Genomic DNA, 16,690 nt, shown 5'->3' with positions numbered 1-16,690 from the left:
CTATGGGATTAAACGGACGAGCCCGCCCGTTCTATCCATCAGAAAGGCAACGACACTGGCTGATCCCTTCGCCGACGGCATCCTCGCCCTGCTTCCGCGCTTGCGGCGCTTCGCCGCAGGCCTGTCGCGTGGCGGGGCAGGGGAGGCTGACGATCTTTGCCAAACGACCATCGAACGGGCGCTGCGCAACCGCGACAAGTGGCAGGCGGGCACCCGGCTCGACAGCTGGATGTACCGGATGATGCGCAACATATGGATAGACGAAGTCCGCGCCCGCAGCAGGCGGGGCGAGACTTTCGTCGACGAGGAAGCCGGGCTCGGCATCGGCGCTTCGGGCGGGCAGGAGGAAAGTGCGGCGCTCGGCGATGTCGACCGCGCGCTGGCCGGATTGCCTGATGAGCAGCGCGAGGCGGTGGTGCTGGTGATGATCGAGGGGTGGTCCTACAAGGAAGCGGCGGAGATCGTCGGCTGTCCGGTGGGCACGCTCAATTCACGACTGGTGCGCGGACGCGATGCGCTGCTGGCGCGTCTGGGAGAAGCGGCATGACGACACCCACCCCCGAACAGCCCACCCCCGAACAGATCGCCGCCTTCGCCGACGGTCAGCTCGAAGGAGCAGAGCACGCCGACGTCGCCGCCGCCATCGACGCCTACCCCGCAATGGTCGCGCAGGTCGCCGCACACCAGGCCTTGCGCGCGCGCCTCTCCAGCCACTTCGCGCCCGTTGCCAGCGAACCGGTCCCCGATCGCCTCGCAGCGCTGCTCGCACCGCCGCAGTCCGAGGTCGTGGACCTCGCGCAAGTCCGCGCGCGGCGTAGCGGCTTGCCCCGGTGGATATGGGCCGCAGGCCCCGCACTTGCCGCCTCGCTGGTTCTCGCCGTTACGCTTGGCCGAGGCGGCGGCACAGGCGCGGACTATGCCCCTGACCAGATTGCCGCAGCGCTCGACAGCCAGCTTGTCGGGGAACAGCCAGCGAACGCCCCGGTGCGGGTGCTGCTGAGTTTCCGCGATTCAGGTGGAGCCTATTGTCGTGCATACTCGGCAAGCGAAGCGTCAGGCATAGCGTGCCGCGACCGCGAAGGCTGGAAGCTGCAAGGCGCAGTTTCTGCTGGCGCAAGACCGGAAGCAGGGGAATATCGGCAGGCCGGCAGCGAATCCGAGATCATGGCGCAGGCACAAGCGCTCGCCGCCGGACCCGCACTCGATGCCGCAGCGGAAAGGGCCGCGCGCGCCAGAGGCTGGCGCGGCCCGTCCGACTAGGGCTTGCTTGCAGCCACCGCCCGCAAGATCGCGTCCCACGCCAACAGCTTGAAGTTCTGCGCAGACGGCGCGTTGTCGCCATCCTGCGCCACGAACAGGCCGCCCGGGCAGTCCGGTCCGAAATCGCCAGTCGCAAGCTCGATACCGTCGGTATCGCTCGTCGCGCCAAAGCGGCCGGCGGCAATGCGGAAGCGACCGCGCGGGGCGGCAGTAGCAAGATCGAACAGGGCATAGGCATTGTCGCCCTGGCTCGACGCAACAAGCATTCCGCTGTCCGTCCCTTCGGGCGCGAGGGCAAGCCCTTCGACGTCATCGACGAGGCCTGCCTCCTTGCCGACCATGGCAAATTCCAGCGGCTTGAGCACCGCCGCACGCAAGTCCACTTGCCAGATGCCGACGTCCTCTTCGGCAAGGTAGAGTCGCCCGGTCCGGTCATCCACCACGCAACCTTCCGATTGCGTGGCGAACTTTACCGAGCGGACATGCCGTGCGGTGATCGTGCCCGCGTCCTCGGTCAGTACGCTCTCGGCCACGGTGCCGTCCTTGAGCACGACATAGGCGCGGGCCAGCTCGCCAAGAGCGAGGCCTTTGCCCATGCAGAAGCCGTATGCCTCGGCCGGGGCATGGCCAGCACCGAGGAAGGGCAGCGCGCCCAACGTAGAGAGCTTCCCCGACGCACCATCAAGCCGGAACAGTGCGATCTTCGGTTCGGCAAGGTCGCTGCGGTCGCTCGCGCCGACCAGCACGAAGCCGGGGCGCACTTCGCGCAAGTCGACATTGTTGAGCGCGCCTGCCGCAACGAAATCGCGCACCTTGCCGTCAAGGCCATAGACGTAAAGCCCGGCCTTCTTGTCGGTGCCAAGGATCAGGCTTGCTGCCGGATCTGCGGAATTGCGCCAGATTGCCGGATCATCGGCCGCATCGGCATTGGCCGAGCCGACCGGCGTGGTTTCACCCGTCGCGGCAATGTTCACTGCCGGATAGACCGGGCGCGGCATTTCCCGCATCCCGGCGCAAGCCCCAAGGGCGAGTGCCGGGATCAGGGCCATGGCGTGTCGCACTGCGCGCATCAGAAGTTGATCCGCACGCCAGCGGCATAACGACGGCCGAAGCGTTCCCATTCGATGGTGTAGATGTCGGTCGCCTTGGTCGGCGTGCCGGTTGCGGTCAGCAGATTGCCCGGCTCCGCATAGCGCCGACCCGGATTGTTGAGCAGGTTCGAGGCATCGAAATAGACTTCGAAGTTCTTCGTGACCGCATAGCGCGCCGAGAAATCCAGCTCGTCATCCGCCGCCCAGTAGGTGTCGCCAGCGTCGGTCAGGTCGTCGGCATAACCGTCGAGCCAGGTGCTGCGGCGCTGGTACTGCAGGCGCAGTGAGAGGCCGTATTTTTCGTAGTATGCACCAAGGTTATAGACCCAGTCCGACGTGCCGGGCAGGCGGACCTTGCGGGCGGGGACGTCGCCCACCGCAGGCTTGGTCACTTCGCTATCATTGTAGGTCAGGTTGGCACTGACCCCGAACCCGCCCATGAAGTCGGGCAGACCAAGGCTTTCGGTCCACGGTTCGAGCTGAAGCTGTGCGGCCACTTCGAAACCGAAGATGCGCCCGTTGCCGCCATTGGCGATCCCGGTGAAGGTGTACTGCGAACGGTCGACGCCATTGCTGTTCAGCACGTCGGAATTGAAGGTCCGGCGCTGCGAATAGAGCACGTCCTCGACCTTCTTGTAGAATGCGCCGGCCATCAGGTAACCCTGCGGGCGCACGTACCATTCGAAGTAGGCATCGACGCCATAGGCGCGCTCGGGCTTCACTGCAGGGTTGCCGCCAGAGATCGTCAGGTTGGCGTCGTTAACCGTCACGTTCGGGCGCATCTGGTCGTAATCGGCCCGCGCCGCGCCGCTGTTGAACGAGAGGCGCAGCTTCTTGTCTTCGGCGAGATTGTAGTTGAGGTGGAGGCTGGGGAAGGCGAGCGTCTGGCTCGATTCCGCGGTTACCAGCCCGGTCGTCCCGGCGATGTTGGCTTCGGCGATGCCGCGGTTCTTCACGTGCTCCACGCGCACACCGCCAACAATCGAACCCCAGTCATAGCGCAGCGTGCCCATGGCAAAGCCTGCGAAGACCTGCTCGCGCACGTCGTAGATGTTGCCGGTGACCGGAGCGAAAGCGAAGTTCTCGCGCGCTGCATCGGCGTACTGGCGCATCTTGTCGGTATCGAAGTAGCGGAAGGTATAGCCCATCGGCAGCGCGCCGAGGAACGCCTTGTCGAGCGAGAAGTCGCTGTAGTTGGTCGACAGGCCGATCTTGGCGAAGTCTGCGCCGGACGTGATTTCGAGCTGGTTCTCGTCCACCACCTTGGTGCGCTGGTCGAACTGGAAGCCGAGCTTGAAGGTAGCGTCGCCGCCAAGGAAGCTCGTGTCCTTCGAGATGACGAGGCGGCCGGTATAGGCCTTGGTCGTGTCCACCGCATCTAGCAGGCGCAGCGACGCGAGCGGCTTCGTGAAAGTGTCGATTGCCGTGACGGCAGTCCCGGCGGTGTAGCGGGTCGGGCTCGACAGCTGGACGGTGGTGAACAGCAGCGGCGTGTTGCGGTTCGGATTGGTGAAATCATAGACCACGGTCGGACGCGCCGAGCGGGTCGAAGGGCTGTTCCAGCGCGCTTCGCCGACGACCGAGCGGTCATCCTTGGACTCAGTGTAGTTGCCCAGCCAGTTCACCTTCCAGCCTTCGCCAAACTCATGCGTGCCTTCGAGAGTGTTGGTGAAGATCGACTGGCGGAACGCACGCAGGGTGGAGCGCTGGTTGATGTCGATGCCGTAGACCGTGCCCTTGAGCGGGGTATTTCCGATGCAGACATCGGCATAGCCGGTGGTGCGCGGCGTGGTGTTGACGGTTGTCGGGCAGGCATCCGTGCTGTTCGACAGGTCGCTCTGGCGGTCGTCTAGGTCGAAGATGTAGTTGTCGCGCGCTTCGTCGTCGGTGAAGATCGTGTAGACCGAGCGCAGCGAGACCGTGTTGTCGCCGTCGGGCTTCCAGTCGAGCCGCCCCGAGACCGACCAGTTGCGGCGGCGCAGGCGATAGAGCTTGTTTTCGGTCTCGCGCGCCCAGAAGCGGGTGCCGTTGCCGGGGCGCTGGTCCTGGCTGACGCGCTCCCAGTCGATCTCGAAGTTATCGGTCACCATGTTGCGTTCGAAGAAGCTGCCCGAAAGCAGCACGCCGATCTCGCCGTCGCCCGCCTTGAAGCGGTCCGAAACGACCAGTGAGCCTTCGTATTCGCGCCGGTCGCCCAGTTCAGCATAGCCGATGCCGGCCTTGCCCTGCACATGGAGGCTGTCGAAATCGAAGGCCGAGCGGGTGATGACGTTGATGTTGCCCGAAACGGTCTCGCCCGGCATGTCCGGCGTCACCGCCTTCGAAACGATCACCTGCTTGGCAATGGCCGAGGGGATCGAGTCAAACCGCGCATCGCGGCCTTCGGGGCTGACGACGTTGATGCCGTCGAAGCTCAGCGTGGTCCAGTAGTTCGGCGCACCGCGAAGACTGATGTAGCGCGCCTGGCCCTGATCGCGCTCGATGGCGACGCCGGGGAGGCGGCTGGTGGCCTGCGCGATGTTCTGGTCGGGCAGGCGGCCCACGCCGTCCGAGGACAGGACAGTGACCAGCGAATCCGACATCTTCTGGATCTGCAACGCGGCCGCTTCGGATTCGGCAATCGGACGCTCGCCGGTGACGACGATGACATCGCCGGGAGCCTCTTCGGCGGGCGCTTCCTGCGCAAGGGCTGGCGCGGCGAAGGCAAATGCGGCGGTGCCGAGCAGCGAAAGACGTGCGCGTGCAATGCGGCTGGTGCGCGAGAATGTCATTGTCTGGTAACCCCCTGAAAGCTCTGCCTGAGCCCGCGCCTAGGGGACAAGATTGACGGTCCGGCGTCAGTTCGGAGACAGTTCGATGAAAGGTGTTTCCAGATTGTTGCTGCACTGCGTTGATAGGCTTCCACTCGGGTGAGTGCGCTTCGTCGCACCGTTCACACAAAGTGCAGTTGTCGCATGTGGTGGCGCTGCCGATAGTCCTCTCACAAGGTTGCGATGCCGGTAGAGAGGATAGTCCCATGAGCCTGCGAGGCCCCGTTCCGACCCCGATGGATGGCCGCGATCCTTCGCACTTGCGTGGCGATCCGATCACGGGTGACCGATACTTTTCGCCCGAGTTCGCGCAGAAGGAATGGGACCACATGTGGACGCGCATCTGGCACATTGCCGGGCGCACTGCCGACATTCCCGAGGCGGGCGATTTCCTCGTCCACAACTTCATGAAGGAATCGGTGATCGCCGTGCGGCAGGAAGACGGCTCGGTCCGCGCCTTCTACAACTCCTGCGGCCATCGCGGGATGCGCATGGTCCACGATTCCAGCTCGGTCGAGGCGTTCCACTGCCCCTACCATGGCTGGAAGTGGGGCATCGATGGCGTTCTGAAACACGCGCAGGACGCCGATGTCGATTTCAGCAAGGGCAACCCTTGCGGCAAGCTGAAACTCAACGAACTTCGCTGCGACGTGTGGGGCGGCTTTGTCTGGTACACGATGTCCGACGACAGCCCTTCGCTGATGGACTTCCTCGAGCCGATGCCCGAGCTTTATCGCAACTACCCGATGGACAAGGCCGTGCGGGTGGCGTGGTACCGGATCGAGATCAACGCCAACTGGAAGTTCGTCACCGACAACTTCTCGGAAAGCTACCACACCCGCACCGCGCACCCGCAAGTGCCGCCATGGATCGATCAGGACGTCGATTCCGCGCGGCACGAGATGTGGCCAAAGGGCCATGGCCGCACCGTGCAGCCGATGCGCCCCTCGCTGACCGACCGACCTGAAGGAAGCGGCAATGCGATGTTCGAGGCCGAACTGGCCAAGTGGGACATCGACCCGGCCCGCTACGCGACCTACGAGGACTTCGCGATGCAGGGCTGGCTCGATCTCAAGGCCGCCAAGCAGAAGCTGTGGCGCGAGAAGGGCTATCTCCACTACGAGCACATGGATGACGAGGAGATCACCGACAGCCCGCACACGGTGATGTTCCCCAATGTCACGATCAGCTTCCTGCCCGACAACCTGATCCTGTTCCGCAGCGAACCGCACGCGACCGATCCGGAAAAGTGCTATTTCGACCTGTGGTGCATGGCGTTCCCGGTGGAAGGGCAGGCCGAGGTCCAGTCGATCATGGCGGGCATGAAGCCCCTGCGCGAGGTTGCCGAGTGCGAGCACCGGGTGTTCGATGGCGGGCGCGGGGTGCCAGAGCTTGCCGGGCAGATCGTCTATCAGGACATGGCACTGGCCGAGGCGATGCAGGCGGGCATGCACTCGCGCGGTTATCGCGACGCATATCTGTCAGACCAGGAAACCCGCATCCGTTTCTTCCACGAAGTGCTCAACGACTGGATCGAAGGGCGGCAGGGCAGGGCCTGATGCCAAGCTCAGCCCGGTAGCGTCCCCGTCTGCCGCAGCGCCTCGCCCAGCGCCACGGCGGCAGAGGTTGCGAGGTTCATCGAGCGGACCTGTGGCCGCATCGGAATGCGCACCCGGGCGTGGCAGGCTTCGGTGACTTCTGCCGGAACGCCCGCACTTTCCTTGCCGAACAGCAGGATATCGTCGGGATCGAAGGCGAAGTCATAGATCGACGCGCTGCTCTTGGTGGTGAACAGCACGAGCCGCGCAGGGTCGACCGCCTTGCGGAAGGCCTCGAAGCCGGCATGGCGGCGCACGGTCACATGGTCGATGTAGTCCATCGCCGTGCGGCGCACGCGGCGGTCGTCCCAAGCAAAGCCCATGGGCTCGATCAGTTCGACTTGCGCGCCCATACACGCGCCAAGACGCATCACGGCGCCGACGTTGCCGGCGATTTCGGGTTCATAGAGGGCGATCCGCATGGCGCCTGATAGCCATCGCCGCTCAGGCTTCGCAAGGGCGGAGGCGTTTGCCGGTTGCAGCGCGCGTCGCCACCGCTAATCTGCCCGCTCATTCCAGCGGGGACAGCCATGTTCGATTTCCTTCGCAAGCAGTTCGTTGATGTCGTCGAGTGGCTGGAGCGCCCCGGCGAGCTCGCATGGCGCGTGCCCTTTGCCGACCGCGAAATCCAGCACGGCGCGCAGCTGACGGTGCGCGAGGGCCAGATCGCAGCCTTCGTCAACGAGGGGCGAGTGGCGGACTATTTCGGCCCCGGCCTGCACACGCTGGAAACGGCCAATCTGCCGCTCCTGTCAAACCTGATGAACTGGGACAAGGCTTTCAAATCGCCGTTCAAGTCGGACGTCGTGTTCCTCTCGCTCAAGGAACAGCATGGCCTCAAGTGGGGCACCGCGCAGCCCGTGACCGTGCGCGATGCCGAGTTCGGCGCATTGCGCCTGCGCGCATTCGGCTCCTATTCCTTCCGCGTGAATGAGGTCGCCCCGTTCGTCTCGCGTGTGCTCGGTACGCTTGAAGGCGTGGCCGTGCCGACGCTCGAGCCGCAATTGCGCGCCGCGATCCAGACCGCGATGGCGACTGCGCTCGGCGGCAGCGGCATTGCCTTCCTCGATCTCGCCGCCAACCAGCAGGCACTGTCGGACCGGATCAAGGCGGAAGTCGACAAGGCCTTCGCGCAGTGGGGCCTCACCTGCCTGTCGTTTTACGTCGAAAGCGTCTCGCTGCCCGATGAGGTGCAGGCCCATCTCGATAAGGCGAGTTCGATGCGCGTGCTGGGGGACCTTGGCAACTACACGCGTTTTCAGGCCGCAGAAGCAATTGAAGATGCAGCGAACCAGGAAGGCGGCGGTGTGGCCGGGATCGGCGCGGGCGTGGCTGCTGCCACCGCACTTGGCGGCGCGATGGCGCAGGGTCTTAGCCGGGCAGCGGCTCCTGCTGCCCCGGAAGAAGACCCGCTGGCCACCATCGAAAAACTCCACAGGCTGGTCACGCTCGGCGCATTGAGCCAGCAGGAGTTCGATGCGAAGAAAGCCGAGCTGCTTTCGCGCATTCGCTGATTGCCGCAACGGGGGAATTGCAAGCGGTGCTGAACTGTCCGTCGTGCGGAGCGCAAGTGCCGGTGCGCGGGCCGTCCTTGCCCTATGGCACGTGCCCCTATTGCCAGACGCTGATCCTGCGCGAAGGCCTGCGCGTGGAGGACAAGGGCAAGGTAGCGGTGCTGCCGTTCGACGTCTCCCCGATCCAGCTTGGCACCACCTTGGTTGCGGATGGGCGCGGGATGACGGTCGTGGGCAGGGTGCGCTGGGCGTGGTCCGGTGGATCGTGGAACGAATGGCTCGCCATTGCCGAGACCGGTGCGCAGTTCTGGCTGGCCGAGGCTGCGGGCATGTTCATGCTGACCGCCGAATGGCCGCAATTGCTCGATCAGCCCAAGGTTCGCGCCTTTGCGCAAGGTGAGGCGATAACCCGGGGCGATGTTATCGAAGTTGAAGGTCGAAAGCTCTTTGCCAGCGATATCAAGCAGGTCGAATGCCTCGGCAGCGAAGGCGATCTGCCGATTTCCACGCTGGTCGGCACCCGCATGACCAGCGTCGATTTCCGCTCCGCCAGCGGCGAAGTCCTCTCGCTTCAGCGTGACAAAACCGGGACGACCGCGTGGTTCGGCGATAGCTGGAACCTGCTGAGCCTGAAGCCCGGCAACTTGCGCCAGCTTGATGGCTGGACGATCCCCGGAGAGCTGAGGTGAGTGGCGGAAAGGCCATAACCTGTCCGGCCTGTGGCGGGACCATCGAAGTGCGCGCCGCCGGTTTCTCGGTAAACCTGATCTGTCAGAACTGCGGCTCGGTTCTCGATGTCTCGCGGCCAGAAGTTGCGCTCATCCGACGGCACGAGAAGGCGAAGGCCAGCTTCGCGCTTGAAATCGGCAAGCGCGGCACGGTGTTCGGGCAAGAGTGGGAAGTGGTCGGTGCGCTTCGTCGCAAGGACCAGATCACGATCTGGCAGGAGTTCCTGCTGTTCAACCCCTACCTTGGCTATCGCTGGCTGGTTGTGGCCGATGGCGAATGGCAGTTCGGCACGCCTCTGGCAGATCGTCCGCAGGGGGACCGGAACCGGGTGTTCTGGCGAGGCGAAAACTTCTCTCGGCTGGGGCGTGATCAGCCTACCTCGACCACGGCGGTTGCTGGCGAGTTCTACTGGCGGGTCAAGGCAGGCGACACGGCGAATGCCACCCTGTTCCAGTCGGGCGAGACGATCCTTTCGCGCGAAGTCTCGGACGGCAAGGAGAACTGGACGCAACTGGTCCCGATTGATGAAGCCGAGATCGAAAACGCCTTCGGCCTCAACCGCCGCAGCCTGCCCCGGCGCAAGGCCGCGCAGGGCCTGATGCAGTTCAAGGCCGCACCGGGCATGGAGCAGGACGATCTTGGCCGCATGTTCCTGCTGGCCATGGCCGTCTCGCTCTTCGCCGCCATCGCCATGGCGCTGCTGGCGGGGCCGAGCACGAAGACCAGTTCGATGATCCAGGTGCCGGTCGGCGGGCAGATCGCGCCGGTCAAGATCGGCACGATCACCGTGCGCAGGCCGTGGCAATTCGTCACCGTCAACGCAGACACCAACATGTTCGAGAACCGCTGGGTCGATCTCGAATACAATCTGGTCGACCGGTCGAGCGAGCAATCCATCGATGCGTTCGGCTTGGTCGAGCACTACGCAGGCCGCGATTCCGACGGCTACTGGACCGAAGGCAGCTACCATGGCGACACCATGTTCGGGCACGTTCCGCGCGGCACCTACGACGTCTATGCCAGCGGCACTGCCCATGGCTGGCCGGTCGATCCCGCGCCCAACGACGCCTGGGGGCAGGCCGAGACGATCAACGTCTGGGTCGAGGCCCGCACCGGCGCGATGTCGTGGGGCATGTGGTGGACGCTGGTCATCGCGCTCTTCCTCTGGCCCGTCTCGATCCTGTGGTGGAGGCACCGCGACAAATGACCAAGCGTCTGATCCTGTTCGCGATCCTGTGCTTCGGCCTGCTCGCCGCAGCCCTGTTCGCCGCGTTCAACGCCTACTCGTTCTACAGTGACGACGAGGACCGCCCATCCGCATCCGGCCACGTCGGCCCCACCCACAAGTGATCCCGCGATCCTGAAAGGAGCCTGTCATGCTCTCTGCCACCACCATCATCGCCACGATGCTCTATGCCGCGCTCGGCATCGTGATCTTCATCGTCAGCTTTGTGCTGGTGGACCGGCTGACCCCCGGCGAGCTGTGGCGCGAGATCATCGAGCGCAAGAACATGGCCGTCGCTTTGCTTGCAGGAGCGGTTGCCATCGGTATCTCGAACATCATCGCCGCCGCCGTGCATGGATGACATGCCCGAAGCCGCGACGGCAGGCGGGGGCGATGCCGCTCCTGCCTCGCTCGCGGTCATCCTGCTCGTTTCGGTTCTCGTCGTTGCCACCTGCGGTCTGATCTACGAACTGCTCGCAGGCACGCTTGCAAGCTACCTGCTGGGCGACAGTGTAACCCAGTTCTCCACCGTCATCGGCACCTACCTTTTCGCAATGGGCGTGGGCAGCTGGCTCTCGCGCCATGTCCGTGTCGGCGAGATGGCGGTGTTCGTGCGGGTGGAGATCCTGATCGCCGCGCTGGGCGGATGGTCGGCGGCCGGGTTGTTCCTGCTGTTCCCGCTCGTCGGCGATTTTCGCATCGTGCTCTACGCGCTGGTCATGGCAATCGGCGTGCTGGTGGGGCTCGAAATCCCGCTGCTCATCCGCATCCTGCGCCACCGCTTCGCCTTCCGCGAGCTGGTCTCCAACGTGCTGACTTATGACTACGTCGGCGCGCTGATCGCCTCGCTGCTGTTCCCGCTGGTGCTGGTGCCGCAGCTTGGCATGATCCGCACCGGCTTCGTTTTCGGCCTCGCCAACGTCGGCGTCGCCATCGCGTTGCTAGTCGCACTGCGCAAGCAGGAGCGCATCGCCCGCGACATGGCAGCCGCGCTGATCGTCACCGCCTCGCTCCTCGCAGGCCTCTTCTTTGCTGACCGGCTCCAGCGGATGAGTGAGGTCGCCTTCTACAACGAGCCGGTCGTCTATGCCCGCTCCACCCCCTACCAGCGCATCGTCATCACCCGCCGCGATGGCGATTTGCGCCTCTACCTCAACGGCAACCTCCAGTTCTCCACGCGCGACGAATACCGTTATCACGAAGCGCTGGTCTGGCCGGTGCTCGGGCGCGTCGCGCAGCCCCGCAACGTCCTGATCCTCGGCGGCGGCGATGGCCTTGCCGCGCGCGAGGTGCTGCGCGATGCCCGCGTCGGCCATGTCACGTTGGTCGATCTCGATCCCGAAATGGCCCGCCTGTTCCGCGATACGCCGCAACTCGCGCAACTGAACAGCCAGGCGCTCGCCTCGCCGCGCCTGACCATGGTCAACGCCGATGCCTTCCGCTGGGTGCGCGCCGAGCAGCGCCGCTACGATGCGATCATCGTCGATTTCCCCGATCCCACCGAATTCTCGCTCGGCAAGCTCTACACCGAAAGCTTCTACCGCGAAGTCGCCCGCCTGCTGGCCCCGCAAGGCGTGATGACCGTGCAGAGCACCTCGCCGCTGATCGCCCCGCGCTCCTACTGGACCGTCGCCAGCACGCTCGAAGCCGCAGGCCTCACCGCGCGCGGCGATCACGCCTATGTGCCGAGTTTCGGCGAGTGGGGCTTCACCATGGCCGCGCACCAGCCCATCGGCGATGCCGTGCGCCTGCCGCCGGACTTGCGCTTCCTCGATCCCGCAGCCGAGCGCGCCATGTTCGATTTCCCGCCCGACATGGCGCGGCGGCCCACGCCAGTGAACCGGCTCGACAATCAGGCCCTCGTGCGCAGCTTTGCCGAGGAATGGGGCCGCTATGAAGGTTGAGCCGACCCGTCGGCAAATGATCGGCGCGGCACTGGTGGGATCGGGCGCTGCGCTGCTGCCCGGCTGCACCAGCAGCAGCCTCCCCGGAGAACTCGGCGGCGCAAACTGGCAACGTGGCCACCTGATCCGCGAGGGCAGGTTTCCCGCCCCCACCGGCCCGGTCGAGGACATCGGCGTGCTGATCGCTGGCGGCGGGATCGCCGGACTCTCCACCGGCTGGCGTCTGGCCGAGGCGGGCTTTGCCGATTTCGCTCTGTGCGAGTTGGAAGACACTCCCGGCGGCAACGCCCGCTCCGGGCGCAATGCAGTCAGCGCCTATCCCCTCGGCGCGCACTACCTGCCGGTCCCGAACCGCGAGGCCCGCGCGCTGCGCCACATGCTCAGGCAATTCGGCATGATCGTGGGCGAGGAGCACGGCGCGCCGGTCTATGACCCGCTGCAACTCTGCGCCGACCTTGAGGAACGCCTGCTGTGGCGCGGCAAGTGGCAGGAAGGCCTCTATCCGCAGACCGCCCTGTCGCCCGACGATCGCGCCCAGCGCAGCCGCTTCGATGCCGCCATGGCCAAGTTCCGCAGCGCCAGCGGAAGCGATGGCAAGCCCGCCTTCGCCGTGCCCATGGCCCTGTCCAGCGAAGACCCGCAATACCGCGCGCTGGACAAGCAGTCCTTCGCCCACTGGCTCGATGCACAACGCTACACCTCCCAACCCTTGCGCGCCTATCTGCGCTACTGCGTCCGTGACGATTACGGCACCGAGCCCGAGCGCGTCTCGGCATGGGCGGGGCTTCACTACTTTGCCGGGCGTCGCGGATGGGCAGCGCGCGGCGATGGGGATCGCGAACTGACCTGGCCCGAAGGCAATGGCCGCCTTGCCGCGCTCCTCGCCGATCGCCTTTCCGGCCACATCCGCCCCGCGCAATCGGTCGTCCGCGTGGTCCGCGAGGGCGACAAGGTGCTCGCTGACATCTTCGATCACCGCCAGCAACAGAACCGCCGCATCCGCGCCCGCGCCGCCGTGCTCGCCATGCCGCACTTCGTCGCCGCCCGCGTTGCGCCCGATTTCGCAGCCAAGGACAGCTTCGCTTACGCCCCGTGGGTCGTCGCCAACATCACCGTCAATCGCCCACCGACAGGGAAGGGCACGCCGCTCGCATGGGACAATGTCTCGGCCGCCAGCGAAAGCCTGGGTTATGTCGTCGCCACGCACCAGACGTCGTCTGCTGGCAGCGGCGCCACCGTGCTAACATGGTATCTGCCGCTAAGCCGGGAAACGCCCGCTCAGGCGCGCAAGATCCTGATGACGCGCAGCCTGGAGGCATGGCAGGCCATCATAACCGACGATCTGCTCGCCATGAACCCCGACCTTGCCGGAGCCATCGAGCGCATCGACGTCTGGCGCTGGGGCCACGCCATGGCCAGCCCCGTGCCCGGCTTCCTCGATGATCCCGCCCGCATCGCCGCCGCCCGGGGCAAGCCGCCGGTCTGGTTCGCCCACTCCGACATCTCCGGCCTTTCGCTGTTCGAGGAAGCCCACTATCGCGGCGTAGTTGCAGCGGAAGGCGTGCTTGCCCACCTCGCGCATCCGTTCGAAAGTCTTGCCTGACATGGCCCACCCGCCCGGCACCAGCGTGCACCTGATCGCCGATCTCGCGCAATGCCACGGGCTGGGCGATGCCGCGCTGATCGAACAGGCCCTGCGCGAAGCGGCGAGCGCCGCAAACGCCCGCATCGTCGGCCTGCACATGCACCTTTTCGGCGAAGGCATGGGGCTGACCGCAGTCGCCATGCTCGCCGAATCCCACATCTCGATCCACACCTGGCCCGAAACCGGCGTGGCCGCCGTTGACCTGTTCGTCTGCGGCGTCTCGGCCGATGCAGAGGCAGGCCTTGCGCGGATCGTGGACTTGCTGGGCGGTGAGGTTGTGCACAAGCAGGCCGTCAAACGCCTCTGAGAAGTGACCAAAAAAGAAGCCCCGGAGCTTTCACTCCGGGGCCTTTGAGGGGTGCCACCGCCATTGGGAGATCCGGCAGTAGCAAGGTGGCTCGTTTGGCGATGCGCTGCGATCAGAACTCGAAGCGCGCCTTGATGCCGAAGTAGCGGCGCGAATTGCGGTCGAGAGCCTGCTGCAGCAGACCCAGCGAACCGCCAGGCGAAACCGAGATGTTCGAGGCATAGCGCTTGTCGAACAGGTTGTTCACGAACAGGGCGACGCGCAGGCCGCCACGATCGTTCTGGTCGATGCCAATGCTGCCGTTGACCACGGTATAGCCCTTCTGCACCGTCAGCGGGTTCGCCAGCAGGTCGAAGTTGACCGCGCTCTGATAGGAAACGTCGGTCTGGATGAACGCGTCGAACGGCAGCGAAGGCAGCAGGATGTCGTAGGTGCCGCCGACGTTGAACTTCAGACGCGGTGCGTTGGGAAGGCGCTTGCCGGCAAGGTTCTGGCCCTTGACGGTCGAAGGACCTGCACCATCAAGATCGACGCAACCCGTCGTCTGCCCGGCATAGCACTGCGCGCCCGGGAACGACATGATGCGCGTGTCGGTAAAGCTCAGCGCGCTGTCCAGCGTCAGCGTCGGGATAGGGCGCGCCGAAAGCTCGACTTCGAAGCCGCGTGTCCGCACCCGGCCGACGTTGTTCAGGGTCAGCTCGATGGTGTTGTCCGGAAGGACAAGGCCAGACTGCGCCTGGAAATCGCGGAAGTTGCTCCAGAATGCCGAGACGTTGAGCTGGACCTTGTTGTCGAGGAAGCGCGACTTGATGCCCGCTTCATAGGCATCGGAGGTTTCCGGACGTACGGGCCTTGCTGCACGGGCGGGCTTGAAGCCGGTGCTGATGTCGAAGCCCTGACCCTTGTAGCCGCGCGCGAACGAGGCATAGACCATCACCGCATCCGAAAGGTCCTGCCGCACTGAGGTCTTCCAGGTGACGACAGTGTCCTTGGCCGCACCGACGCAGGCGCTGAGGCAGGTCGCATTGTTCGCAGGCGGGTTGGCATTCGGCACGTTGTTCAGGAACCGCGCGCCGATGTCTTCGTGGTTCAGGCGGACGCCTGCATCGACGTGCGTCGTGTCGGACAGGTTGTAGGTCAACTGGGCAAACGCAGCGTAGCTCTTCGTCGTGCTGCGCGAAGTCCAGTTCGCGACGACCGGACCTGACGGCCCGCGTGCGAACTGGCGGTCCGTCTTGCCGTTGGCATAGAACAGCCCGACGACATAGGTCAGGTCGGACTTCGAAGGCGAAACGAGGCGCAGTTCCTGCGTGAACTGGGTTGCGGCATAGGTGCTGTTGGCGGTGATGCCGCCGGGAATGCCCAGCACGTCAGAGATGGTGTAGTCGAAGTCTTCTTCGAACCGGAACTTCCAGTCCTGGTAGCTGGTGACCGAGACCAGATCGGCAAAGCCGAGGTCGAGTGTCGCGCGACCTGAAACGGTGGTCTGCTTGCTCTTGTTGAACAGCGGCTTGTTCAGGCGGACGTTGTAGTTGTCCTCGCCCGGAGTGACGCCAACAAGGCTAGCCGTCAGCGGGGTGCCGAAGATGTTCGCGCCGGCAGGAGTTGCGCGATAGGTGCGGGCAAAGCCGTTGCTTTCGCTGACCGAGTGGCTGGCGATCACGTCGAACTTCAGGTTGTCCGTCGGTTCGAACTCGAGGCGGCTCCGCACGCCGTAGCTCTTGTCGTTGTTGAGGCGCTGTCCGTTCTGAAGATTGCGGATGTAGCCCTTGCGGTCGGCATAGAACGCGTTGACGCGGAAGCCGACGCCGGTGCCGAGCGGACCGGAAAGCGAGCCTTCTACGCGGAATTCGTCATCGGTGGTACCCGTGCCGGTCACGGCGCCGGTCAGGTCCTTCGATGCGCCGCGCGATACGATGTTGACGGCACCGGCAGAGGCGTTCTTGCCGAACAGGGTGCCCTGCGGGCCGCGCAGCACTTCGATGCGGGCGATGTCGCTCAGGCCCGAGAAGGCCTGGGCCTGCTGGAGCAATGGCACATCGTCGACGATCACGGCAACCGAAGGCTCGATCGCGGTGCTGAACGAGACCGTGCCGATGCCGCGAAGGTTGAGCGAGTTGTTGGTGGGCACGTTGCCCTGCGTCAGGGTGAGGCTGGGGGCGAGACGGGGAAGGTCGCCGACGGTCGCAACGTTGCGATTGGTCAGGGCTTCGCCGCTCAGCGCTGTGACCGCAACGGCCACATCCTGCATGTTCTGCTCGCGCTTCTGCGCGGTAACGATGATTTCCTCAAGCCCTTCACCGCTCTGCTCGGGAGCAGCTTGGCTGGTATCGGTCTGGCCAGCGTCCTGCGCATAAGCGAAACCGGGCATCAGCGCGACCGCCGCTGCTGACAATAGTAGCCTGTGGACCGACATAACTCTCTCCCGTCTGGAATTTGGCAAAGCTTGTTGGTCTGACCGAATTGCGTCTGATCGAGCGCCTGTCAAGCCAATTTTTTGCGAACAGTCCGGATTCTGGTTAGCCGCTCGGAGCAGAAATCTATCAAACTTGGAATGAAAGTCTTGCAAAATCGCCAGAATATCGCTCTATTATCGGCCTGACCAAT

15 protein-coding genes are annotated in these 16,690 nt (G+C 64.8%); 11 read left to right on the top strand and 4 right to left on the bottom strand.

Annotated features, from left to right (window positions below; translation table 11 throughout):
* Window positions 1-100: 100 nt before the first annotated feature.
* Together ACZ1JX_RS08605 and ACZ1JX_RS08600 are read left to right on the top strand one after the other, a co-directional pair.
* The gene (locus tag ACZ1JX_RS08605) at window positions 101-547 is read left to right on the top strand and encodes an RNA polymerase sigma factor (protein ID WP_465126301.1); all 447 of its coding nucleotides are present in this window, start codon (window positions 101-103) and stop codon (window positions 545-547) included.
* A complete protein-coding gene (locus ACZ1JX_RS08600; RefSeq protein WP_465126300.1) occupies window positions 544-1,260 on the top strand; it encodes a hypothetical protein in 717 nt (238 codons plus the stop codon). Before ACZ1JX_RS08605 ends, ACZ1JX_RS08600 begins: the two co-directional genes overlap by 4 nt.
* On the opposite strand, the gene ACZ1JX_RS08595 is transcribed toward ACZ1JX_RS08600, so the two are convergent.
* Both ACZ1JX_RS08595 and ACZ1JX_RS08590 read right to left on the bottom strand, forming a co-directional pair.
* On the bottom strand, window positions 1,257-2,330 hold the full coding sequence (locus ACZ1JX_RS08595) for a phytase (RefSeq protein WP_465126299.1): 1,074 nt from the start codon (window positions 2,328-2,330) through the stop codon (window positions 1,257-1,259). The two genes, ACZ1JX_RS08600 and ACZ1JX_RS08595, sit on opposite strands and share 4 nt — an antisense overlap.
* Window positions 2,330-5,122, bottom strand: a complete 2,793-nt coding sequence (locus tag ACZ1JX_RS08590) for a TonB-dependent receptor (RefSeq protein WP_465126298.1) — start codon at window positions 5,120-5,122, stop codon at window positions 2,330-2,332. Before ACZ1JX_RS08590 ends, ACZ1JX_RS08595 begins: the two co-directional genes overlap by 1 nt.
* A 245-nt stretch (window positions 5,123-5,367) precedes the next feature.
* Here ACZ1JX_RS08590 and ACZ1JX_RS08585 point away from each other — a divergent pair, with 245 nt between their 5' ends.
* Window positions 5,368-6,720, top strand: coding sequence for an aromatic ring-hydroxylating oxygenase subunit alpha (locus tag ACZ1JX_RS08585; RefSeq protein WP_465126297.1), 1,353 nt, complete (start codon window positions 5,368-5,370; stop codon window positions 6,718-6,720).
* A gap of 8 nt (window positions 6,721-6,728) precedes the next feature.
* On the opposite strand, the gene ACZ1JX_RS08580 is transcribed toward ACZ1JX_RS08585, so the two are convergent.
* Entirely contained in the window at window positions 6,729-7,181 is a 453-nt protein-coding gene (locus tag ACZ1JX_RS08580; RefSeq protein ID WP_465126296.1) for a tRNA (cytidine(34)-2'-O)-methyltransferase, read from the bottom strand.
* A gap of 108 nt (window positions 7,182-7,289) precedes the next feature.
* Here ACZ1JX_RS08580 and ACZ1JX_RS08575 point away from each other — a divergent pair, with 108 nt between their 5' ends.
* From ACZ1JX_RS08575 to speD, 8 genes are read left to right on the top strand one after another with little or no spacing between them, the layout of a single operon-like run.
* Window positions 7,290-8,273, top strand: coding sequence for an SPFH domain-containing protein (locus ACZ1JX_RS08575; RefSeq protein ID WP_465126295.1), 984 nt, complete (start codon window positions 7,290-7,292; stop codon window positions 8,271-8,273).
* Window positions 8,274-8,299: 26 nt separating this feature from the next.
* A complete protein-coding gene (locus ACZ1JX_RS08570; RefSeq protein WP_465126294.1) occupies window positions 8,300-8,962 on the top strand; it encodes a DUF4178 domain-containing protein in 663 nt (220 codons plus the stop codon).
* Window positions 8,959-10,209: a DUF4178 domain-containing protein gene (locus ACZ1JX_RS08565; protein ID WP_465126293.1), complete on the top strand. Its 1,251-nt coding sequence runs from the start codon at window positions 8,959-8,961 to the stop codon at window positions 10,207-10,209. The genes ACZ1JX_RS08570 and ACZ1JX_RS08565 overlap by 4 nt, the downstream gene beginning before the upstream one ends.
* Window positions 10,206-10,352 carry a hypothetical protein gene (locus tag ACZ1JX_RS08560; RefSeq protein ID WP_465126292.1) on the top strand — a complete coding sequence of 49 codons (147 nt, stop codon included), beginning with the start codon at window positions 10,206-10,208 and terminating at the stop codon, window positions 10,350-10,352. Before ACZ1JX_RS08565 ends, ACZ1JX_RS08560 begins: the two co-directional genes overlap by 4 nt.
* A gap of 26 nt (window positions 10,353-10,378) precedes the next feature.
* Window positions 10,379-10,588, top strand: coding sequence for a DUF350 domain-containing protein (locus ACZ1JX_RS08555; RefSeq protein WP_144907729.1), 210 nt, complete (start codon window positions 10,379-10,381; stop codon window positions 10,586-10,588).
* On the top strand, window positions 10,581-12,131 hold the full coding sequence (locus tag ACZ1JX_RS08550) for a polyamine aminopropyltransferase (protein WP_465126291.1): 1,551 nt from the start codon (window positions 10,581-10,583) through the stop codon (window positions 12,129-12,131). The genes ACZ1JX_RS08555 and ACZ1JX_RS08550 overlap by 8 nt, the downstream gene beginning before the upstream one ends.
* Window positions 12,121-13,734, top strand: coding sequence for a flavin monoamine oxidase family protein (locus tag ACZ1JX_RS08545; RefSeq protein WP_465126290.1), 1,614 nt, complete (start codon window positions 12,121-12,123; stop codon window positions 13,732-13,734). The genes ACZ1JX_RS08550 and ACZ1JX_RS08545 overlap by 11 nt, the downstream gene beginning before the upstream one ends.
* Before the next feature lies 1 nt (window position 13,735).
* Window positions 13,736-14,083, top strand: a complete 348-nt coding sequence (gene speD, locus ACZ1JX_RS08540; RefSeq protein WP_465126289.1) for an adenosylmethionine decarboxylase — start codon at window positions 13,736-13,738, stop codon at window positions 14,081-14,083.
* 112 nt (window positions 14,084-14,195) lie between these two features.
* On the opposite strand, the gene ACZ1JX_RS08535 is transcribed toward speD, so the two are convergent.
* Window positions 14,196-16,454, bottom strand: coding sequence for a TonB-dependent receptor (locus ACZ1JX_RS08535; RefSeq protein ID WP_465126288.1), 2,259 nt, complete (start codon window positions 16,452-16,454; stop codon window positions 14,196-14,198).
* Window positions 16,455-16,690 lie beyond the last annotated feature (236 nt).

This window comes from Novosphingobium sp. BL-A-41-Hi4A-0G, assembly GCF_055521735.1.
The sequence above is the reverse complement of the archived record's forward strand: the minus strand, read 5'-3'. Positions and strand labels throughout refer to the sequence as shown.